This is a genomic window from Parafrankia sp. EUN1f (genome assembly GCF_000177675.1).
Lineage (GTDB): Bacteria > Actinomycetota > Actinomycetes > Frankiales > Frankiaceae > Parafrankia.
The window spans coordinates 1-20,001 of sequence record NZ_ADGX01000068.1 but is presented as its reverse complement, the minus strand read 5'-3'; the positions used below and the strand labels follow the sequence as shown (position 1 = coordinate 20,001).

The 20,001-nt window shown below is 70.9% G+C and carries 14 protein-coding genes; 6 read left to right on the top strand and 8 right to left on the bottom strand.

Annotation, left to right across the window (positions count from 1 at the left end; genetic code table 11):
* Positions 1–331: 331 nt before the first annotated feature.
* The 3 genes from FREUN1FDRAFT_RS20490 to FREUN1FDRAFT_RS45235 all read left to right on the top strand — a co-directional run bounded on the left by FREUN1FDRAFT_RS20490 (position 332) and on the right by FREUN1FDRAFT_RS45235 (position 5,592).
* On the top strand, positions 332–2,404 hold the full coding sequence (locus FREUN1FDRAFT_RS20490; protein WP_006542075.1) for a tetratricopeptide repeat protein: 2,073 nt from the start codon (positions 332–334) through the stop codon (positions 2,402–2,404).
* Positions 2,405–2,482: 78 nt separating this feature from the next.
* Positions 2,483–5,395, top strand: a complete 2,913-nt coding sequence (locus FREUN1FDRAFT_RS20485; RefSeq protein ID WP_006542074.1) for a hypothetical protein — start codon at positions 2,483–2,485, stop codon at positions 5,393–5,395.
* Positions 5,392–5,592 (top strand): hypothetical protein, encoded by a 201-nt coding sequence (locus FREUN1FDRAFT_RS45235; RefSeq protein WP_006542073.1) that lies wholly within the window; start codon positions 5,392–5,394, stop codon positions 5,590–5,592. The genes FREUN1FDRAFT_RS20485 and FREUN1FDRAFT_RS45235 overlap by 4 nt, the downstream gene beginning before the upstream one ends.
* A 28-nt stretch (positions 5,593–5,620) precedes the next feature.
* On the opposite strand, the gene FREUN1FDRAFT_RS20480 is transcribed toward FREUN1FDRAFT_RS45235, so the two are convergent.
* From FREUN1FDRAFT_RS20480 to FREUN1FDRAFT_RS20450, 7 genes are all read right to left on the bottom strand, one after another.
* On the bottom strand, positions 5,621–7,579 hold the full coding sequence (locus FREUN1FDRAFT_RS20480; protein WP_006542072.1) for a hypothetical protein: 1,959 nt from the start codon (positions 7,577–7,579) through the stop codon (positions 5,621–5,623).
* A gap of 571 nt (positions 7,580–8,150) precedes the next feature.
* The gene (locus tag FREUN1FDRAFT_RS20475; protein ID WP_006542071.1) at positions 8,151–8,864 is read right to left on the bottom strand and encodes an endonuclease V; all 714 of its coding nucleotides are present in this window, start codon (positions 8,862–8,864) and stop codon (positions 8,151–8,153) included.
* Positions 8,865–8,878: 14 nt separating this feature from the next.
* Positions 8,879–9,502, bottom strand: a complete 624-nt coding sequence (locus tag FREUN1FDRAFT_RS20470; protein WP_006542070.1) for an NADAR family protein — start codon at positions 9,500–9,502, stop codon at positions 8,879–8,881.
* Positions 9,499–9,732, bottom strand: coding sequence for a hypothetical protein (locus FREUN1FDRAFT_RS20465; RefSeq protein WP_157475076.1), 234 nt, complete (start codon positions 9,730–9,732; stop codon positions 9,499–9,501). The genes FREUN1FDRAFT_RS20470 and FREUN1FDRAFT_RS20465 overlap by 4 nt, the downstream gene beginning before the upstream one ends.
* Positions 9,714–11,459 carry a hypothetical protein gene (locus FREUN1FDRAFT_RS43020; protein ID WP_006542068.1) on the bottom strand — a complete coding sequence of 582 codons (1,746 nt, stop codon included), beginning with the start codon at positions 11,457–11,459 and terminating at the stop codon, positions 9,714–9,716. The genes FREUN1FDRAFT_RS20465 and FREUN1FDRAFT_RS43020 overlap by 19 nt, the downstream gene beginning before the upstream one ends.
* The gene (locus FREUN1FDRAFT_RS20455) at positions 11,456–14,659 is read right to left on the bottom strand and encodes an ATP-binding protein (protein WP_006542067.1); all 3,204 of its coding nucleotides are present in this window, start codon (positions 14,657–14,659) and stop codon (positions 11,456–11,458) included. Before FREUN1FDRAFT_RS20455 ends, FREUN1FDRAFT_RS43020 begins: the two co-directional genes overlap by 4 nt.
* A gap of 539 nt (positions 14,660–15,198) precedes the next feature.
* Positions 15,199–15,948, bottom strand: a complete 750-nt coding sequence (locus FREUN1FDRAFT_RS20450; protein WP_006542066.1) for an SDR family NAD(P)-dependent oxidoreductase — start codon at positions 15,946–15,948, stop codon at positions 15,199–15,201.
* 50 nt (positions 15,949–15,998) lie between these two features.
* Here FREUN1FDRAFT_RS20450 and FREUN1FDRAFT_RS20445 point away from each other — a divergent pair, with 50 nt between their 5' ends.
* Together FREUN1FDRAFT_RS20445 and FREUN1FDRAFT_RS20440 are read left to right on the top strand one after the other, a co-directional pair.
* Complete coding sequence (locus FREUN1FDRAFT_RS20445) at positions 15,999–16,601, top strand: TetR/AcrR family transcriptional regulator (RefSeq protein ID WP_006542065.1); 603 nt, start codon at positions 15,999–16,001, stop codon at positions 16,599–16,601.
* Between the two features lie 8 nt (positions 16,602–16,609).
* Positions 16,610–17,809, top strand: coding sequence for a cytochrome P450 (locus FREUN1FDRAFT_RS20440; protein WP_035952630.1), 1,200 nt, complete (start codon positions 16,610–16,612; stop codon positions 17,807–17,809).
* 28 nt (positions 17,810–17,837) lie between these two features.
* Here the strand turns inward: FREUN1FDRAFT_RS20440 and FREUN1FDRAFT_RS20435 are convergent, their stop codons facing one another.
* Positions 17,838–18,584, bottom strand: a complete 747-nt coding sequence (locus FREUN1FDRAFT_RS20435; protein ID WP_006542063.1) for an SDR family oxidoreductase — start codon at positions 18,582–18,584, stop codon at positions 17,838–17,840.
* 408 nt (positions 18,585–18,992) lie between these two features.
* On the opposite strand from FREUN1FDRAFT_RS20435, the gene FREUN1FDRAFT_RS20430 reads away from it, so the two are divergent.
* A complete protein-coding gene (locus FREUN1FDRAFT_RS20430; protein WP_157475074.1) occupies positions 18,993–19,997 on the top strand; it encodes an aliphatic sulfonate ABC transporter substrate-binding protein in 1,005 nt (334 codons plus the stop codon).
* The last annotated feature ends 4 nt before the right edge of the window (positions 19,998–20,001 follow it).

Here is a 20,001-nt window from a genome sequence, read left to right as displayed (position 1 = left end):
CACACCACGAGAGCGGCCACACGAAGAGCACCGGTGCGGCAAAATTCCTGTTACTTTCGCGCGGTCGGCCCGCATTGGCCGTAAAATCTGACGGAAAATCGTGGGCGGTCCAGAACCGTGTGCCACCGGAGGTGGGGCCATGACTGGCGGATACGATTCTCGGGCCCGGTCGTGTCAACGCCGAAAGGCTTCCGGTTCCGTTGAAGGCATACCGTCCAGTAATTTTCGACGAACTCCCAACCAGGGACACCAAATCACTACTCGACATCTCGGCTCCCCCGGTACTGACGGGCCCGCTCTCGACGCGCCCGACCATGGGCGGAGGAGAGCGGTGATCGAGGCCGCGGCAAGCACCCCGTACGTCGGCCTCCGCCCGTTCACCGAGGAGGACTCCGAGCTGTTTTTCGGCCGGGATGCCGCCGCCCACGCGCTGCTGGCCGAGTGGTTGCGCTGCCGTGTGGTAATCGCGCACGGACCGACGGGTGTGGGCAAGACCTCGCTGCTGCGGGCGGGCGTGCTACCGAGCGCGCCGTCGACGGACGCCGACGTACTGCCGGTGGCACGGCTCTCGGGGCCTGCCACCGGGCAGTCCTCGGAGGAGGATGAGCCAGCGGACGCCCAGGCCTCCTTCGACGCCGGCAATCCGTTCGTTCAGGCCCTCCTGCGGTGCTGGTCCTCCCCGGCCGACACGCCGACACTGCTCGACGCGATCCGTGACCACCCCGACCGGCGTCGTCCCTACAGCTCGACCCGGCCGATCCTGGTGGCGATCGACCAGGTCGAGGAGCTTTTCGCAGCCCGATCGGTCCAGCTGGACCAGCTGGACCAGCTACGGGCGCAGTGGTTCGACCTGCTCGCGCAGGCGGCGGCAGCGCTGCCGACACTGCGTATCCTGCTTGTGGTCCGCTCCGATCACCGTGCCGCGCTCGAGCCCTACCTGCGGCTCCTGCTGGCCGGCTCCGGCGGCGGCCCCGCCACCGCGTCGGTCTCCGAGGTGTCCGTCGCCGCGCTGGAGCCGCGCTCCGCCCAGGCCGCGCTCGTCGAGCCGCTGCGTGCGACCGGTACGCACTTCGCCTCCGGCGCGGCTGAAGCGTGTGTGGACGACCTGGCCACCAGCCGGGTCGTCGACGCGACCGGCGCCGAGTCGCTGCTGGTGGCGGACACCGTCCAGCCGGTGTTCCTGCAACTGGTGGCGACCGCGATGTGGCGGGCCCGTCCCGGGGCGGATGCTGTCATCACGTCACGTCTCGGCCCGGCCGGGAACGTCACCGCGGTGCTGGCCGAGTACCTCACACTGGTGCTGGTCACGGTGGCACGCGAGCACGACCTCGACGAGGGTGAGCTGCGTGCCTGGCTCACCCGTACGTTCGTGACCGAACGCGGTCGGCGCGGTGTCGCGGACGAGGGGCTCACCACCACGGCCGGCCTGCCGACCGCCGTGTTGGAGTCGCTGACGGCACGCTACGTCCTGCGCTGCGAGCACCGGTCGGGCTCGCGTCGTTTCGAGCTCTTCGACGACCGGCTCATCGAGCCGCTCCAGCGTGGCTTCCCCGAATGGGCCGTCAGCGGAACCGCCGCAGAGGCGAATGCGGGCGACCACCTTCGCGCGGCCCAGGTGAGCTTCGCGGACCACGACCTGCCGACGGCCCGCACCCACGTGGAGGAGGCCCTGCGCCGCGACCCGGGGCGCTCCCTCACCCGGGCCGGCGCGCAGACGCTGCGCGCGCAGATGTGCGAGATGCAGAGGCGCTGGCAGGACGCCGAGGCCTGCTACCGGGAGGCCGCGGAGATCTACGAGTCGCTGTCGGACACCGAGTCCTCCGGGCGGATGCTCGCCGCCCTGGGCCGGGTTCTGCTCGAGTCCGGCCAGACCACCCGGGCGGTCGAGGACCTCCAGGCCGCCAGCGAACGACTGCCGGGTGACGCCGAGGTGCAGGCCGCGCTGGCGCACGCGCTGTGGCGCACGGGCCAGCCGTGGGCGGCGGCGGCCATCTTCTCGGCCGTCCTCACGTTCGCGCCGGACTCCGGGGACGCGCTGGCCGGGCGGGCGCGCCTACGGGTGGAGCTGGGTGACGACGCCGCCGCGATGCAGGACTTCGAGCGTCTCGCCCGGTCGGCGGCGCAGGTCGTGGCCCAGCCGTCGATGCGCGCGGCCCGGGCGGTGGCCCTGGCGCGGCGGGGGCAGGTGGCCGAGGCTGCGAACGAGTCCTCGGTGGCGCTGCGCGAGGCACCGGACAGCGGCCCGGTGCTGTGGCATGTGGCCGAGGTCATCCGCGCACGCGGCGACGACGAGGGAGCCGACGGCCTGCTGCGGCGTGCCCTGGACGCGGCTGAACCCGCGCTGCTGCCCCACCAGCAGTCCCAGGTCCTGCGCCTGCTGCGGCGGTCCGGCGCCATGGCCTGAAAGTACTGCGCCCCAGGGCATTGAGGTCTGCCATGCTGAGCACGGAGGGCAGCCACGGGGTGCGGAGGCAGACGTCCGTTGACCATCCACCAGCTTCATCGCACGTCGGCGGCGGCGTCGGACCGGCCCGGCTGGCGTGTCACCGCGTACACACCGGGGCTCGGCGACGGGATACGTCAGCAGATCGTCGGTCTGCTGACGTCCGAGCTTGCCGTGGACGCGCGCCGCACCGGACCGCGGCGGCGCGGCGGCGGGTCCGGCTTCGGACCCTTACCCGGATCCGAGGCCGGTTCAACGCAGGGGCCCTGGACCTCCGCCGGGCAGCGCGAGGCCGGGCTGAGCCTGAGCTACTCACTGCTGGCGGACGGTGCCGCGGTTATCTGCCGAACCGTCGGCACCGGCGTCGACTTCGCCGGCCGCCCGGGAAACGTCTTTCAGCACGCGTTGCTGCTCACCGAGCCGGGCCGTGATCTCGGCGGCCTGCTTCCCGCCGACCTGTGGTGGTGGCCGGGCTGGGCCGACCGGCCAGCCGACGGTGAGCTTCCAGCTGTCGAGCGTCTCGTGGTCGACTCGCCGATGCCCTGGCACGAAGCGATCGCCCGGGCACAGGAACTGTACGGCGACGGTCGGCTGGCAGCCCTGCTGGCGAGTGTGCGCAGCGCCGCGCGCGGCGGCGGTGCTGTGCGGATCGTTTTGGTGGAGCAGGGGCCGGCGGCCACGGTGCGAACGATCCGGCTGGTCACCGGCTCGCTGCCGCGGGCATCGGCCCTGGCGATGACCTTCAGTGTCCCGGTGGGGCATCCAGAGCAGTCCCGGCACGTGCTGGTGGGCGTGCCGGTGGGCGCTGACCTCGACCTCGCGGCCATCCCGTTCGGCGTCCGGTTCGAGACTCATCGCCTGCACAGCGGGGCCGGCCCTGAGCCCGGAGCCGGCCACGGCAGCAGCGCGGGCCGCGGAACCGCGCCGCGGGACGTCGGTGCTCCGGCCGGTACCGACGGCGCCCGGGCGGACGAGCACCGGGCGGACGTGTCCTGGGGGAAGGTGGCCGCGCGGGTGTGGGCCGCTGGGAGACCCGACGTGCTCGCGGCTGCCAGCACGTCGTTCGGGGACGCCGACGCCGCCCAGCGCCTCGCCGCCGTGGCTGCGGGCGCCGGCGTACCGCTGGCGTCACCGCCCGCTGATCCGGCGCCCGGCAGCGCACACTCCCCGGCTGCGGGCCCGGCGCCGGCACCACTGCCGGCGGATGCCGAGGGCTGGGGACGGGTGCGGCGCAGAGCTGTGGTGAAGGCTCTGCGGCCCGGCGGTGGATACGCACGCGGAGCGGCGCTGTTCGGCGCCGGTGCGGCGATCGCGTTCGGTCAGCTCGGCGCACGGTTGCTCGCACTGCCGGCACGCACGCTGGCCGCGGGGCCGCCGGTGCTGCGCCCGGCCGGCGACGAGGCCGCCTACCCCGGGTATTTCACCCCGGCCGGCCAGGCGATCGTCGACCTCCGCGCGATCGGGGATGCCCTGGCCGAGGCGCTGCGCACCGCCGGACCGGAGTTCGCCGCGGCCGGTCCGGCCCGCTGGCCCGGCCCGTTCCTGGGGCAGAGCGCGTCGGCGCGGCGCTGCTGGCGCATGTGGAGGGCAGGGACGGCGATCGGCGTCGCCGTGGCCGGGGGGCTCGCCCGGACTGCGTTCGCCGTGCACAGAACGCTCGTCATCACCACGATCGCGGTGCTGCGGTTGGCGGGTGCGGCGTTACGGTTCGCGGAGGCGGCGCGTTGGCTGCTGCGCGAGACACGCCCGGCCAGGCCGACCCTGGCGATGTTCCGCCGCCTCGGCGAGCTGGGGGCCGACTGCCCGTACCCGGACTGCGCCCGCCCCCTGGGCCGGCCGTTCTACGAATGCCCCAACGCGGACTGCCGCCGCCGGCACGACGACCTGCGGCCGGGCCGCGGCGGCCTGCTGCACCGGGTGTGCGCCTGCGGGACGCGGCTGCGGACCTGGGCGCCCGGTCGGCGCGGCCGCCTCGCCAGCTACTGCGGCTCGTGCGAAGGCCGGCTGCCCGACGGGGTCGGGCACCTGCCGATCGTCCACATCGCGCTGATCGGCCCACCTGCGTCCGGCAAGACGACCATGCTGGTCGCCATCCTGGCCGGCCTGCAGGACCTCGCATACCAGCGCGATCTCACCTTGTCGTTCGCGTTCCGGCCGGACGAGGCATGGTACCGGCGCAGCATGCAGATGGTCGCGGACGGCGGGTGGCTGGAGTCGACCGCCACCCCGAACCCCCGGGCGCTCGTCGCCACCGTCGGCATCCCCCGCGGGCCCCGGCGCATCGTGTTCTTCTTCGACCCGGACGGCGACCTTTACACCGACCAGCAGACGCTGCGCACCACGCACCGCTACCTGGAGCGGACCCACAACGCGCTGCTCGTCGTCGACCCGTCGGCGCAGCCGGCGCTGCTCGACCAGCTCACCCCGAAACAGCAGGCGGCGGCGAACTCGGCGGCCCACCCCGCGTCCGAGCCGACCTACGACACGATGCGGCGGCTGATCCGGGTGCTGCACGCAGACCGGTCGCTGCCAAGGCGGGGTGGCCGCCTCGCCCTGCGGCTCGCCGTGGTGGTCAGCAAGACCGACTGGCTGCGCGGGCTCCCATCGGTCCTACGCCTGCCGGAGCTCACCCCGGAGCAGCAGGACGGCCTCGTGCGCTACTGGCTCAACCAGCCCGCACGACTGCCGGAGCTCGGCCAGGAACCGTCGAAGGAGTTCACCGAGACCCGTTACTGGGCGCTTAGCGCCGCGGACTGTCTCCGCGGCCGGAACGGGACGGTGAACCCGGACGAACGCATCGCCGCGGCCGAACCGGTGCTGTGGATGCTGGGCGCGAGCGCACGCGGGTTCCGGCGCCTGATCATCCGGCAGCAGAAGGCGCGGCAGTCCCGTCGGCATCCCGCGCTGCGGGATCCGACGCACCGGGCGCACTACGCGGGTCTTGAACGATGAGGACGTTCCGCCGCGCGGCGCCCGTCGCTCACCCCGCTCCGGCTCCTGCCCCCGCCCCGGCGCCCGCACCTGCCCGCGAACCGGTTCCGGCGCATGTGCGCCGGCAGCGCCGCGTGCTGCTGGGGCTCCACGTCGTGGCGGTGTTCGCCCTGATCGCGGTCCCCTGCGGCCTGGTGGCACTCCTCATCCTCGGGTGAGTGGTCCACCGGGCGGCCGGCGGTCGCGCTAACCCGTGGCCTTGCGCAGGGCAACGGTGGCCAGTGGATGCTGGCAGAGCCCCGGGTCGCAGTCGCCCAGCACCGGCTGCCGGAAGTGGACCTTGTTGAGGACGATGAACGCGGTCTCCGGCAGGGTCTCGACCTCGACCGGCTCCACCGCCGGCTCGAACACCCGGCTCGTGGCCGACGACGTGGCCTTCTCCGTCGACCCCGACTGGCCGCGCGAGCGTGACCACTGGACGGTCCGCGCCGTGCCCCGCGACCCGTTCCTGCTCCGGTTGAACACCGGCAGGCGTTCACCCCGCCGCACCCCGACCTGGATGTTCCAGCCGTGCGAACCGTCCGTCGAGGTGCTGGTGGCGGCACCTGTGGTCTCGTCACGGCTCCAGCCGAGGGACTCGCTCGTGCTCTGCGTCTCCTGGCTGAGCACGAAGCGGTACTCGGCACCGACCAGCTCCACCGCGGCCTGCGCCTCGAGGGCGTTGTGGGTGCGCATCAGCAACGTGACGCTGCCCGACGTGTTCAGCATCCGCTGCGCGTCCTCGCGCGCCGGGACATGCTGGTGCAGGAACATCGTCCGGACCCGGGCGTTGCGGGCGTGCTGGCTGAACTCGTCGAGCACATCCCGGCCCAGCCGGTCGACACCGGCGACGACGATCAGGTCATCACTGCGGTGCGGTGCGCCGTGGCGCAGATCCTCCATGAAGCGGTACAGCAGGATGCGCGCCGAAGCACCCTGATCATTGTTGAAGGTGGGAGCGGCGAGCACCGTCAGGCCGGGCCGCCACAGCCCGCGACCCGGGCTCGCGACGGACTCGTCGGCACCGTCCGGCGCCGTGCCATCCGGCACCGCGTCCTCGGGTGCCTCGTTGTCGTGTGCCTCGTCGTCGGGTGCCGCGCGGTCGACGTGCCGCCGATCGTCGTTGCCGGCCAGCATCTCGAAGGTGTCGACGAGATAGGTCAGCTCGGTGCTCTCCTGCGGCGTCCGCCCGAACTCGTGGCTCACCTTCATGAGGTCCTTCTGTTCGCGCAGGCTCAGCACACCGCCGGCCTGACCGCTGCCGGCGCTCGTCTCGCTGAGCCGCTGCAGCACCCGGACGCCCGCGGCGAGCCGGCGGAACGTCCAGGGCGGTTCGATGAGGCGGGCGACGGTCCGCACGATCGCCTCGTCGCGCCGGCGGATCTCGGCGGCGCCGCTGCGACCCGGCAGCACGGCGAACGCGTCGGCGATCACCCGGCCGACGGCCTCCGGGCTGAGCTCCTGGAACAGGTCGACCAGGCTGAGGTCGGTCGGGAATCGGCCGTACGGCACCGGCTGCCCCGTGCTGTACACCAGCTGGATCAGATCCTCGGCGACCTCGTGACTGGTGAGGTCGAGCACGACCACGCTGCGATCGGCACGCATCAGCGAACCCGCGGTTGTCGCGATCATCGCCGCCCAGCCATCCCACGTGCCGCAGACGACATCCACCCGGGTCGCGTCGGGAGGTCCCTGCACCGGGCGCCACTCATCCCGGGATTCGGCCTCGGCGGAGCTGCCGTGGCGCTGCTGGTCGTGCGCGTCCATCCACGCGCCTTCCCGCTCGCGCCCGACGCCTTCGCGCCAGCGCGCGTACATCGACGTCAGCCCACCACCGGCAACGGCCACACCGGCCGTGGCGAACGCCGGGACCGCCAGCGACGCCCCCGTCGCCAGGCCGAGGACACCCAGCGCGCCGCCCAGGACGACACCGCCGACCGCGCACGCCTTGGCCGTCGCGCCCAGCGCCGCCGCGTCTGCCGCGCTCCCGAAATGCTCGGGCGCCAGCACCGGCCGGCCGAGCGGGTTCGACACCGGCCGCTCAGCGGGCACGAACTCCCAGCCCCACTGGAACCTGTCCACGCTCTGCGTCAGCAGCCGCTGTGCCAGCTCGCGCCGCCGCATCTGCGCGAGTTCGCCGGCCTTGCCAGGCACGAGCGCCGTCACGCGCCACCTCCGATGGCAGGATTCATTCCCGGCCCCTTCCCCAGTTCCCTTGGATATTCTGGTCGATACAGCGGAAAACATCCCGACAACTGTGGTGGTGGTACGGAGGGTCAGGTGTTGCCGAGCTGGTGGCGAAGGTCAGGTGTCGGGGCAGGCGATCCACTCGATCATGATGCCCCCACGCGCCGTCACTGCTCCCGGGCAAAACCCGACGAAGTCGGTCGCCAGAGAGCGTGTAGCAGAATCCGAGACGCGGCGGATCCGGGCCCGGCGGTATTGACCCGGCAGTCCGCGCCCACCGCCGCACGGCGACCCGCCAGGGGATCCCGCACCGCCACACAGCGCCAGCAATTCACTCCAATAGCCGCAAACGTGACTCGATACCACTTGACAATCAGCAAGAATTGAGGATTTCGGCTGTTTCAGCAGCCAAAATTCTCACTTCTTGCTCGGAAGCGACGGCATCAGTGGAAGACCGATGATCGGGATTCCGCGACGGGCTCCAGAACAACCAAAATCCTCCCTGCCTCGAGCCGAGCAGCCAGTCTTCGTTCGTCGGCAGGGCGAAGCGTCACCGCCCCGTTCCAGAAAGGACATCGCGGCGGGCGTTGGCGAGTGCCGCGCGGCTGAGCTGGTCCGCCGCGCGGGTCGTCTCCGGCAGCCGGTAGCGGGGGCACAGATCGAGCACCCACCGGCAGGCGGAGTCGAGGTTGGTTCGATGACCGACCGAGAGGTACACCTCCCGCACATCGTCTCGTGTCCGCAGCGCGGCGCCCATCGCCTCGCCGTCAAGGACGATCGGCGCCCGTTCGCCCCGGTGCGGCCCGGGGGCGGAGTGCTCGCCCACGAACGGGGTCTTCGCCACGCCGATCGTGGGGAGCCCCACGGTCACGCCGAGATGGCAGGCCAGACCGAACCGCCGCGGGTGCGCGATGCCATGCCCATCGCACACCAGCAGGTCCGGTGGCGCCGCCAACTGAGGCAGGACCGCTTCCCAGGCGTCGAGCAAGGGCGACAGCTCCCGGAACGACAGCAGGCCCGGAACGTACGGAAACGTCGCCCGGCCCACTGCCGTCGCCGAGGCGATCAGCTCCCAGCGCGGCGCGGCGAGGACCACCACCGCTCCCGCGAGCAGATCCGTGTCGGTGTCGTAGGCGACGTCGAACCCGGCCACCGTCGCGACCTGCTCCGGCCCGGGTACGTCGGCCTCCACCAGCCGCCGCAGCTCAGCCTGCAGCACCTCGGCATCCTCGGCCGTCCTGACCAGCGCATGACGGGCGCTCACCGGCCGTGCCTCCCTCAACGCCCGGGCTGCCGGGTGGCGGCTGGCCGGTCGGGGTTCGCGAGCGCGGCGCGGACGTCCATCAGGGCGAAGCCGAGCAGGTTCAGGCCGGGCCACCGCGCCGGGCGACCGGCCCGCTCATCGGAGGCGGCCAGGCCGATACCCCAGATCGCGTCAAGCGGGCTGGCCTCGACGAGGATGTCGGACCCGGTACTCAGGAGGTACCCGCGAAGGTCGTCGTGCTGGCCGAACTTGGCCGTGTTACCGGCGACGACGACGCCGTGGCGATGCCGCTCCCAACGGGCATCGTCATATCCGCGGACGCGACGACCGAGAGCCTTCGCCCGGCCCGGGTCCGGCGCGGCCAGGATCTCCTCCGCCGTCTCGTCGTCCCCGAACAGCCTGGCCTTGCGTTCCATCATGAAATGCTCGGCACTGGCGTACCGGCGGCCCTCGACGGTGAACTCGACCGCCCACCACTGGCTCAGACAACCCGGCCCGATCCCACCGCCCGCCGGGCGCCGATGCCCCCAGAAGTATCGGAACGCCAGTGGCACACCAGCCTCCTCGGCCACGACCAGTTCGGACACCGACCGAGGACGGTTCCACGGAGAACACCATTCGGTCGAGTCGACTGTCATTCTCGCCACCTTTCCGCGACTCCCGAAGGAAGCACCTGACCCACCCCCATAATATTCACGGCAAGCAGCTTTCCGTCTTCATCGAGAAGGAGTGCGACCGCCCCGTTCTTGAAGTACACGTCGCAGATCTCCGTACTGACAGCCGCCTCAGCCCCCTCCCCAGCCAGGTCAATCAGCAAGGAATCCCGATCCGGATCGTACAAGCTTCTCATTAGTATCTCCTCTCCCATCCATAGTTCTCAGCCAGCCTGTCGAGACCCTTCTCACTCACCCCTGGCATAACGGTAACAATTCCCCCTCTCCCGCGTACTGCGACGTCAAACTTACCGAAGCGCGACTCCGACGGTGCAACATATACATCGGCACCGTCTTCCTGGACGTAACGCTGCCCATTTTCGATGACGCGGTCAGCAACTTCACCGCGTCCCCTTCTCCGGTAATCACCGTGCTTCGTGTGGTCCGGATCCCTTGCCTCTGGGTTCCGCTCGATCGCCTCCGGTTCGGGGTCGATCTCGGCCTGCGGGTCCGGGTCACCATCCGGGCTCCTACTAGGTTCCTGGGCCTCGCCATTGCTCAGGGACTCCACTCGCCCGCCGGTATCCGGACCGTCAGGCGCCGGCAGGCTCTGCGGATCGGGCGGCTCAGCAGTGCGCTCATTCTCCGGAAGCTCGATCTCCTTCGGGAGCGACGGTTCCGGCTCGGCAATCGGATCTGGTGCCTCGGGCTCCGTCGGCAGGTCGGTGCCCGCTGGTCCGAAGACCTCAGGCTCGGTGCGTGGGTCAGAGGCATCCAGCTCCGAGGCGGTCTCAGAAGCGTCAGGGGTCTCTGAGGCCTCAGGCGCCGATAGCGGAGCAGGTTCTACAACCTTGTCGCCGAGGGCCGGCTCGGTCTCGGCTGTTTCAATGGCCGACGGCGCCGACCCGCCGTCGTGCTCGCCATCGTCGAGTAGGGGCTCCGGCAGCGCCTCGCCCGGTGTCGTCTCGACAGGTGCTTCATCTGGCGCTCCGGTGCGTGTTTCGGTTCGACCTTCAGCCAGGATCGCCTCGCTCACCGGGCCGTCATCGACATCACCCTCGGGTGCCGCCGAATCCCCGATCTCGCGTTCGTTGGCGGAACCTTCACCGATGCGAGTGTCCGCGCCTATCCGGTCGTCCACCACCATGTCGCCCTGGCTGTCGTTGCCCGGGCTCTCGAGGAATGCGCGTGCCTCGCTGGCGATCGACTCCGCGAGCGCCTCGGAGTCACTCATGACGGCAGAGCCGTCAGCCCGACCGTCGACGGACTCGTCGGCGTGTGTTTCGGGAGGTCCTTCGATCAGGGCTGCGTCGCCCACCGGCGCGTCATCGGAACCGCTCTCGGACGCCGTCACGTCCCCGACCCCGAACCCGCCGTCGCCGTCGCCGTCGCCGTCGCCGTCGCCGTCGCCGTCGCCGGTGAAGGTATCCGCGGCCGTCGGGCCATCCGCCGCCGGGTCGTCCGGGCTCTCCAGGAATGCGCGTGCCTCGCTGGCGATCGACTCCGCGAGCGCCTCGGAGTCACTCATGACGGCAGAGCCGTCAGCCCGACCGTCGACGGACTCCTCATAGACCTCGGCCCGGTTCTCCGACGGCTCGGTGGCGTCCACCTCGCCGCGTTGCGCCCCGGTGGCCGATGCCTCGGTGAGCTGCCGCGCGTCAGTCTGCTGTTGTTCCTCAGCCAGCTGAGGTGCCTCAGTCGGCTGGGACGCCTCGGTGAGCTGTGCCTCGGTGGTGCCTGTGTCGGTCTCGACGGCCAGGGAGTCGGGGTCCTCGCGGGCATCCCCGGCGAGCAGGTCGGCGAGCGCCTGCGAATCGCTCTCCTCCGGCCCGACGGAATCCTCATCGGTGCCGAAATCGCCCTCCGGACCAGCCCACCCTTCCTCGACGAGGCCCGCCGAGTCACTGAGGCCGGCCAGGTCACCGACGCCTTCGACACTCATGTCACCGCCTCCGCCCCCGGGCCCTTTCGCCCGCGGCCAACCGGCGGTTTCTCGAAGAGCCGGACGATCGGGTCGATCTTGCCGACGCAGGCGCGGGCGAAGGCCCGGCGCAGGTACAGCCTGCCGGCCGCGCCGGTCACCTCGACCTGCGCCGCTGTGAGGCCGCTCGCGTCGGGATCACCGACCGCCACCCGGTGGCTGCCGGTGGCATTCGCCGGATGCTCCCGGAAGACACGCATCTGTTCGACGACGTCCGCGCCGTCGAGGATCAGCCCACGCCGAGCCCACCGCTCGGTGTGTGGATGCGGGCCCCCTGGGGATCCGGGCTCGGCCTGTGCGACAGCGGCGTCCAGATGGCCTCGGACGTCGTGCCACCGGTAGACACCGGCCTGGAAGCGGCGGTGGTCCTCTGTGGGGGGTGGGCGCAGGCCCAGTCGGGCGGTGAGGTCGGCCAGGATGTGGTCGGCGAGATCGGCGGGGTCGAGCCAGCGGCGCAGCAGCGGGCGGCGGGCGTCCACGGCCCGTTCGACCGCATGGGCCAACGCGCAGTCACGCTGGCGCGGCGGCAGCCGCAGCAGCCAGTCCGCCAGTGCCGGGGCCGGGTCGACCGGGTGCACGCCGGCGACGGTCGCGGCGACGACCGCCTCCACCCACAGGACGAGCAGCGGGGAGGTCGAGTCATGCCGGGCCTCGTTCATCGCGCGCAGTGTGCAGGGGGCCGTCCGGCAGTCCGGTGGGCACAGGTCGCTGCGTGCCGCCCGCAGCGGTGGCAGGTGGCTCGCCCGCTCGGTGGACTCCGACCGCTCCCCGTGGCCCATCTGCACCAGCAGCGGCCGGTCCATACCGTCCAGGGCGACCGCCGCCTGGCCGGGCGGCAGCGCGACCACATGCTCGGACTGTTCCTCGCGCAGGTTCATGGTCGCCCCGACGCTGGCCCGGTCGTCGGCTGCGGGCAGCCGGTGCATCACCTTCAGCGCCGTGTTCTTCAGGACGTCTGGAATGATCTTCGAGGGGATCTGCTCGACGACCACGACGCCTTCGCCGTAGGCGCGGATCTCGGCGAGCAGGCCGGCGAACAGCTCGACCGCGTTGCCGGCCGGGCCGTCGGCGTCCCGGCGCAGCAGCCGGTGCGCCTCCTCGATCACCAGGACGTGTCGGAGTCGGTCGTCGCCCGGCGCCGGCGGGTTCGTCCGCAGGTACTCGACGATGCGGATCAGGACGACGCCCATGAGGAAGGCCTTGTCCTGGTCGCTGGTGACCCGGTCCAGCTCCAGCACGACGTTGCCGCGCAGCAGCGCACCGACGTCCAGTGGATGCCCGCCTTCGAAGAATCGGCCCGGCGTGCCCTCACGCAGCCCGCGCAGGCGCACGTCGACCAGGCCGCGGACGTTGTCGCGGACCTCCCGGCCGTAGCCGATGTCATCGACGACCCGCTGCGCGACGACACGCAGCTCACCGAGGGTCGGGTAGCGGGCGCGGACGTCGCGGGGCTCCTCGTCGACGAACAGCTTCGGGCGCCGCCCGGGGCGTGGCTCGCCGGTGACCATGTCCCAGCCGGCGTTCGCGTAGACCTCGGCGAGGGCGATCGAAAGGATCTGCGGCACCGGGTTGTCGGCGTTGAACGCGGCCAGGAACAGCTCGCGGACCAGGTCGGCGTGGCTCTGCAGCGGGTAGCCGGGCTCGGGTTCGAGCGGGTTCAGGCAGCCCGGCGGATCGTCCGGCACCCCGGGGCGCAGGACGGTCACCGTGTCGTCGGCGCGGATCCGGCCGGCCATCCGCGCGTACTCGGCCTTCGCCGGCTCGATGACCAGCCACGGCACCCGGTCGTCGGGCCGCTCGGGAGCGGACAGCTCGGTCAGCAGCGTGCGGGCGGTCTGGGACTTGCCCGAGCCCGTCGCGCCGCAGAGAAAGGCATGCCGGTTCAGCGTCGGGCGGGTCACGACGAACGTGCCGGCGTCGGCGTAGGCCGGGTCGAGCACCGTGCCGATCGGGAAGCCGTTGTCGTCGGTGCGGTCACGGGTGACGTCGAACCGATGCGGTGTGAGCAGGCGAACGCCCGGGAGCTCGCGGGCGGGCGGGCGGGCGAGCGCGGCGAGCAGCTCGCTGGAGGCGGCGAACGGTGCGGTAGGGACGAAGATGTCCGCGAGGTCGAACGGGTCCGGCGGGCCGGGCTGCCAGCCGCCCTGTGTGTCGTGCGGCGGTGGCTCGGCGGCGGCCTCGGCCAGGCTGCTGGGACGGCCCGAGGGGACCAGAGTGTACGGCAGGCCACCGAGCTCCGCGGCCCCGCACAACAGTGACGCGGCGGCCCCCGCACCCGCGGCCGTGTCGGACCCGACCAGCACCCGGACGTCCCACATCCCCGCGCCGCCGTAGCGGGCGAGCTCGCGGTAGCGGGCCTCGGCGCGTTCCAGCTCCGCCCACCGGGAGCCCCGCGCCGCCTCGCGCAGCATGGGAATGCCGATCTCGAGCCGGTCCTTGTCCGCCTGGACGAGGTCGGCGGGCCGTGGCTGCGCGAGCACCATCCAGGAGAACGGGTGCGCGAGATGTGCGGCATGTTCGTCGAACGAGCCGCGGCGATGCTGCCAGACCTCCTCGTCGGGCAGTGACCACAGGGCGTCGGGTGCCCCCACGCAGGGCAGCCACACCGGGAACTCGGCGAGCAGCCGGTCGACCTCGCCGCCGGTGGCCTCGACGCCGCTCGCGCCCGGCGGGAAGAGCAGCCCGCGGGTGCCGTCCACCCGGGCCAGGCCGGGTGCCGCTCCCGGAAGGAACGGCCGGCCTCCCAGCAGAAAGACGAACCGTTCCTGACCAGACCTGGCGACCTGCGCCGTCCGCACCGCCGGTTCCGCCGGCAGGCGTAACCAGGCGGCGAAGAACAGCGGACTGAGCGCCCCCGGCAGGCCGGCACCGGCACCGGCACCGGCACCGAACTCATCGGAACCGGCGAACTCGTCAAAGCCGGCGGGGTCATCGGGGCCGTCGATGACGTCGATGACGTCGGCCCCGGATGTGGTCAGGCTCTGGAACGTGGCGTGCATGGAGGTCACCGCGGCGAAAAGCTGCGCGGGGGCCGGATCGCGAACCTGCGGATCCTCAGGCGGCCGAGGTGCGGAGACCAGGCGGTAGGCCCGGACGCCACCGAGAACGCCGCCGGCGCTGGGCCGGCCCCCCGACCCGCCCGGAATCAGCCGGCCGGACATGCCCGGCCGCCCTTCCCACAGTGGCTCCTACAGCGGCGCGACCAGCGCACCTGTCCGACGACCACGATGCCCCGCAATCCTGGCCTTCGCACCCGAGGCGCCACCGTGGCGCCTCATCTGCAGCCCGACCTGCATCCTCACTCTGGCAAGCACGGGGAACAACGGCCGATGCAACCGGATTGTTCCACAGAGTGATCCCGGAAAATCGGGCTGGACCTGGTCACAGGTTGCCAAACCGCGGACCACGTCCGCCACCACCGCCAGCGCCACCGCCGCCGTTGTCGCCGCCACCCGCCATTGTCGCCGCCACCCGCCGTTGTCGCCGAGCAAGAAGTGAGGATTCTGGCTGCTACAGCAGCCGAAAGCCTCACTTCTTGCCGATTATCAAGCAGCTCGGCGCCCCTGTTTGCCCACGTTGGCGTGCTACGCGCTCCAGAACAGCCCAATTCCTCGGCTCCTTGGACGGACTCGGCCCCGGGAGGCGAGTGACCGCAAGAGGTGCTCAGGCGCCGTACCGCAAGAGGTGCTCAGGCGCCGTACTAGATGTACATGCCGCCGTTGACGCCGATGATCTGGCCGGTGATGTAGGCCGCGTCATCGGAGACCAGGAACGACACGGCGCCCGCGATGTCGGCGGGCGTGCCGGCCCGGCCGAGCGGGACCATGTTGCTGACCGCCGCGAGGAACTGTTCCGCGCCGCCGGCCTGACCCGCTTCGCGGTGCGACATCGGGGTGTCGACAAGCGTCGGCGGAATCGTGTTGACGGTGATGCGGTGCTCGGCGAGCTCCCGGGCCAGCGCCTTGGTGAGGCCGATGACACCGCCCTTGCTCGAGACGTAGTGCGCCATCGCCGGCGCGCCCGACTGTGCGCTGGATGACGAGATCGTGACGACCCGGCCGTACTTCGCCTCGATCATGTCCGCCACCGCGGCCTGGATCGTGTGGAAGACGCCGGTGAGGTTCACCGCGATCATCCTGTCCCAGGTCTGCTGGTCGAGCTGTACGAACGGGACCATGTTCGAGATGCCGGCGTTCGCGACGACGATGTGGATCGGCCCGAACCTCTCCCGCACCGTCGCGTAGGCGGCCTCGATCGAGGCACGGTCGGAGACGTCGACGGTGAGCGCCAGGGCGGTGCCACCGGCCGCGGTGAGCTCGGCGGCGAGCTTCTCGACCTTGTCCCCCTGCCAGTCGAGCATCGCGACCTGGTAACCGTCCGCCACCAGCCGGGCGGCGATCCCAGAACCGATGCCCTCGGCGGCACCTGTGACGACTGCGACCCGAGCCATGCGTTTCTCCCTACTGGACACCGAGTTTTGACGCGTGTAAAAGTACTTCCATGGGCGGGGTGGGGCAAGAGATCCGGGCGCGGGGCTCCCGCGCACACGAGACGCGTGACCGGATTGTCGATGCCACGATCCAGCTCCTGGCCCGAGAGGGGTATGGCAGCATCACGACACGGCGTATCGGAGAGGTCGCCGGCGTGAAGTACCAGCTCGTCCACTACTACTTCGCGTCGATGGAGGATCTTTTCATCGAGGCGTTCCGGCGCGGCGCCGAGGAGAACCTCGCACGCCTGGCCGAGATCACTGACGGTGAGGCATCACTACACAGGTTCTGGAAGGTCAACTCCGACGCCGGTGCCAGCAGAGTCATGGTCGAGTTCGTCGCCCTGGCCCAGCGTCACCCCGCGCTGCGACTCGAGATCGCGGCCTACGCGCGACGATTCCGCGCCGCCCAGCTCGAGTTCGCGCGCGCCGCCCTCGCCCGCGAGTCGCTCGCCGCCGACCACATACCGCCGGTGGTCATCCTCCTGCTCACCACCGGCCTGGCACAGCTCGAGGCGCATGATCGTCTGATCGGTTTCACCGACGGGCACGACGAGACCCGTACCTGGATCGAGAACTGGCTCGCCGCCAACACCACCCCGGTAAAGGAATGAAACGACGCATGACCGCCACCGACCTCTACTGGGACCCGTTCCGCCACGACATCTGGGTGGACCCCTACCCCGTCTACAAGCGCCTGCGTACCGAGGCCCCGGTCTACTACAACGAAGAGCACGACTTCTACGCCTTCGCGCGTTGGGACGACGTCGACCGCGGCCTGCCTGACGTCGAGCATTTCAGCAACGCCCGCGGCAACATCTACGAGTTCATCAAGTCCGGCATCGAAATGCCCCCGGGCAGTGTGATCTTCGAAGACCCGCCGAGCCACAGCATTCACCGGCGCCTGGTCTCCCGCCTGTTCTCCCCGGGCGGGATCAAGGCCCTGGAGCCGAAGATCCGTGACTATGTCACCAGCCAGCTCGATCCGGTGCAGGGCGGCGACGGCTTCGATGTCATCGACATTCTCTCGGACAAGGTTCCGATGCGCGTCATCGGCATGCTCGTCGGGATTCCCACGGAGATGCAGCAGTCGGTCCGCGACCAGACCGTCGCCCACCTCAAGACCGAGGAAGGAGGCAAACTGGACGCGGAGGCGTCACAGATCTCCACCGACATCTTCGAGAGCTACCTCGACTGGCGCATCGCCAACCCCTCCGACGACATCATGACCAAACTCCTCAACGTGGAGTTCGAGGACCACGACGGCACCACCCGAAAGCTCACCCGGGAGGAGATCCTGGTCTACTGCGCCGTCATCGCCGGTGCGGGGAACGAGACCACCGGCCAGCTCATGGGGTGGATCGGCAAGATCTTCGGCGAGGAGAAGAACAACGCCCAGTACCAGGAGGTCGTCGCCGACCCGTCGCTGGCAGGCAAGGCGGTGGAGGAGATCCTGCGCCTGGAGCCGGTCGGCCACGCCGTGGGGCGGTACGTGACGAAGGACGTGGAGTTCCACGGCCAGACCATCCCCGAAGGAAGCACGGCCCTGTTCATCGTCGGATCCGCCGGGCGCGACGAGACCAAGTTCGACAACCCCGACGACCTCGACATCCACCGTGACATCACGCAGCAGCGCAGCTTCGGCTACGGCCTGCACTACTGCCTCGGCGCGAACCTCGCCCGCATGGAGGGACGCATCGTTCTCGAGGAGCTGGCGAAGCGTTTCCCGAAGGGGTGGGACGTCGACTGGAACGGCGCGAGGCTCGCGAGCACATCGACGGTGCGCGGCTGGGAGAAGCTTCCGATCGTCCTGCGGAAGTAGGGGCTGCGCACCGGGCTCAGCACCGGACTCAGCACCGGGCTCGGTGCTCAAGCCACTCGCGGTAGGTGGTTTTCGCGAGGACGGCACCGTCCTTGGCGATGAGGGCATCCCCCGGCACCGCGGAGAACAGGCCCGCGCGGTCATCGGTGATGACCGCGCGGTGGTCACCGTGCGCCGCCAGGGTGATCCGGCCGAGCTCGTCGAGCATGAAGACCTCGGGGCCGGCGATGTCGCGAGTGCCCCGCAACGGCGCGCCGGCGCAGACGTCGGCGACGGCCTGGGAGACGTCCGCCGCGGCGATGGGCTGGACGGGCGTGGCCGGCAGCCGGACGACGCCGCCGTCCGCTGTCCAGGACAGCACCGTGTCGACGAACTCGAAGAACTGCGTGGCGCGGACGATGGAGTACGGGACAGGCCCCGCCTTGAGGATGTCCTCCTGTAGCACCTTCGCGCGGTAGTGGGCCACCTCCGGCACCTGGTCCACGCCCACGATCGACAGGATGGCCGCGTGGCCGACGCCGCCCGCCTCGGCGGCCGCCAGCATGGTGTCCATCGTCCGCCGGAAGAACGCGGGTGAGGCATCGTCGAACGTCGGCGAGTTGGTCAGGTTCACCGCGACGTCGGTGCCTTCCAACGCCTCGGGCAGGCCCTGCCCGGTGGCCAGATCCACGCCGGTGGACCGCGAGAGCGGCTTCGCCTCGTGCCCGCCCGCCGTCAGGATCCGGACCACCCGGGAACCGATGAGCCCGGTGCCGCCGATGACAGCGATCTTCATCTCCCGTTCCTCCCTTGGTCGTCGGACGACGTCCGGCCGCCACGCGGGCGGCACCCACCACGACAGAACTACCCGTCGGCGGCGACCGACAGGCCGCGGACCGGCGACCGGCGACCGGCGACCGGCGACCGGCGACCGGCGACCGGCGGAGTCTGACGCGGGCTCGGACCGCCCACCAAGTACAGCTTTTCCACCAACTAAGTTGACAAACAGCTGACTTAAATGCTTCAGTGAGCAGGTCACGGCGCCAGCCCGGCCCCCTCGGGGCCGCCACTCCCCCTCCCCTTCGCCCTTCTCCGTCGCGCAGGGCGCCGCGCGCGGCCATCCACGTTCACGAGGAGTCCCGTGTTCCCGCCTGCCCTCCGGGCTGGCCGAGGCCGGCCACGCCGCGCTGCGGTTCTGACAGTGATGTCCACCTTTTTCGCCGTCCTCGCGCTGGCCGCCTGCGGCTCGGACGCCGACTCCGCCGGCTCGGCGGACGCACCGACGACGGCCGTGACCAGCTACCCGACCACGATCCCGGCCGGCACCACGCTGCGCGTCGGCGACCAGAGCCAGCTCAAGGCCACCCTCGACCTGTCCGGGCAGAGCACCGGCACGCCCTACAAGGTCGACTGGTCGACGTTCGCCTCCGGACCGCTGCTGCTGGAGGCGTTCCGGGCGAGCGCAGTGGACATCGGCGTCGTCGCCGACACCCCGCCGGTGATCGCCGCGGCCTCCGGGCAGGACCTCGCGGTGATCGCCGCCTGGAACAACCCGCCCGGGCAGCTGGCCCTCACCACCAAGCCTGGCAGCCCCATCCGCTCGGTCGCGGACCTGAAGGGCAAGAAGGTCGCGATCACGACCGGGACAATCCTGCAGGCCTACCTGCTGCGGTCGCTGGACTCCGTGGGTCTGGAGCAGAAGGACGTCAGCATCGTCAATCTGGCGATCACGGACATCTCGGCCGCGCTGGCCCGCGGCGACGCCGACGCCGGTGTGACGGTCGAGCCGCTCTCCACGGCCTACCTACAGGCCAACCCGACCGCGCACAAGATCGACGGCGCCGACGCCTCGCCGATGGTGCAGTACCTGATCACCACCCGCAAGGTGCTGTCCGACCCGGCGAAGCAGGCCGCGCTCGGTGATTTCCTTCAGCGCTGGGTGAAGGCCGTCGACTGGCGTGACAGCCACACCGAGGAATACATCGACAAGTACTACGTGGAGCAGCTGAAGGTGCCGGTCAGCACGGCGAAGGTGCTGGTGGGAACGGGCGTTCCCTCAACTTTCGTCCCGATCGACGCGAACAGCATCGGCGGCGCGCAGAAGCTCGCCGACCTCTTCTACAGCAGCGGCGTCCTGCCCAAGAAGGTCGACATCTCGAAGGTTTTCGACGCCCGTTACAACTCGGCGGTCAGGGAGGCCCAGAAGTGACCAT

Bases quoted from the DNA above. Each gene is read 5' to 3' on its own strand.
- FREUN1FDRAFT_RS20470 (WP_006542070.1), bottom strand. From the start codon at position 9,502: ATGACAGTCGACTCGACCGAATGGTGTTCTCCGTGGAACCGTCCTCGG.
- FREUN1FDRAFT_RS20450 (WP_006542066.1), bottom strand. From the start codon at position 15,948: ATGGCTCGGGTCGCAGTCGTCACAGGTGCCGCCGAGGGCATCGGTTCT.
- FREUN1FDRAFT_RS20440 (WP_035952630.1), top strand. From the start codon at position 16,610: ATGACCGCCACCGACCTCTACTGGGACCCGTTCCGCCACGACATCTGG.
- FREUN1FDRAFT_RS20445 (WP_006542065.1), top strand. From the start codon at position 15,999: ATGGGCGGGGTGGGGCAAGAGATCCGGGCGCGGGGCTCCCGCGCACAC.
- FREUN1FDRAFT_RS20455 (WP_006542067.1), bottom strand. From the start codon at position 14,659: ATGTCCGGCCGGCTGATTCCGGGCGGGTCGGGGGGCCGGCCCAGCGCC.
- FREUN1FDRAFT_RS43020 (WP_006542068.1), bottom strand. From the start codon at position 11,459: ATGAGTGTCGAAGGCGTCGGTGACCTGGCCGGCCTCAGTGACTCGGCG.
- FREUN1FDRAFT_RS20465 (WP_157475076.1), bottom strand. From the start codon at position 9,732: ATGGGAGAGGAGATACTAATGAGAAGCTTGTACGATCCGGATCGGGAT.
- FREUN1FDRAFT_RS45235 (WP_006542073.1), top strand. From the start codon at position 5,392: ATGAGGACGTTCCGCCGCGCGGCGCCCGTCGCTCACCCCGCTCCGGCT.
- FREUN1FDRAFT_RS20430 (WP_157475074.1), top strand. From the start codon at position 18,993: ATGTCCACCTTTTTCGCCGTCCTCGCGCTGGCCGCCTGCGGCTCGGAC.
- FREUN1FDRAFT_RS20435 (WP_006542063.1), bottom strand. From the start codon at position 18,584: ATGAAGATCGCTGTCATCGGCGGCACCGGGCTCATCGGTTCCCGGGTG.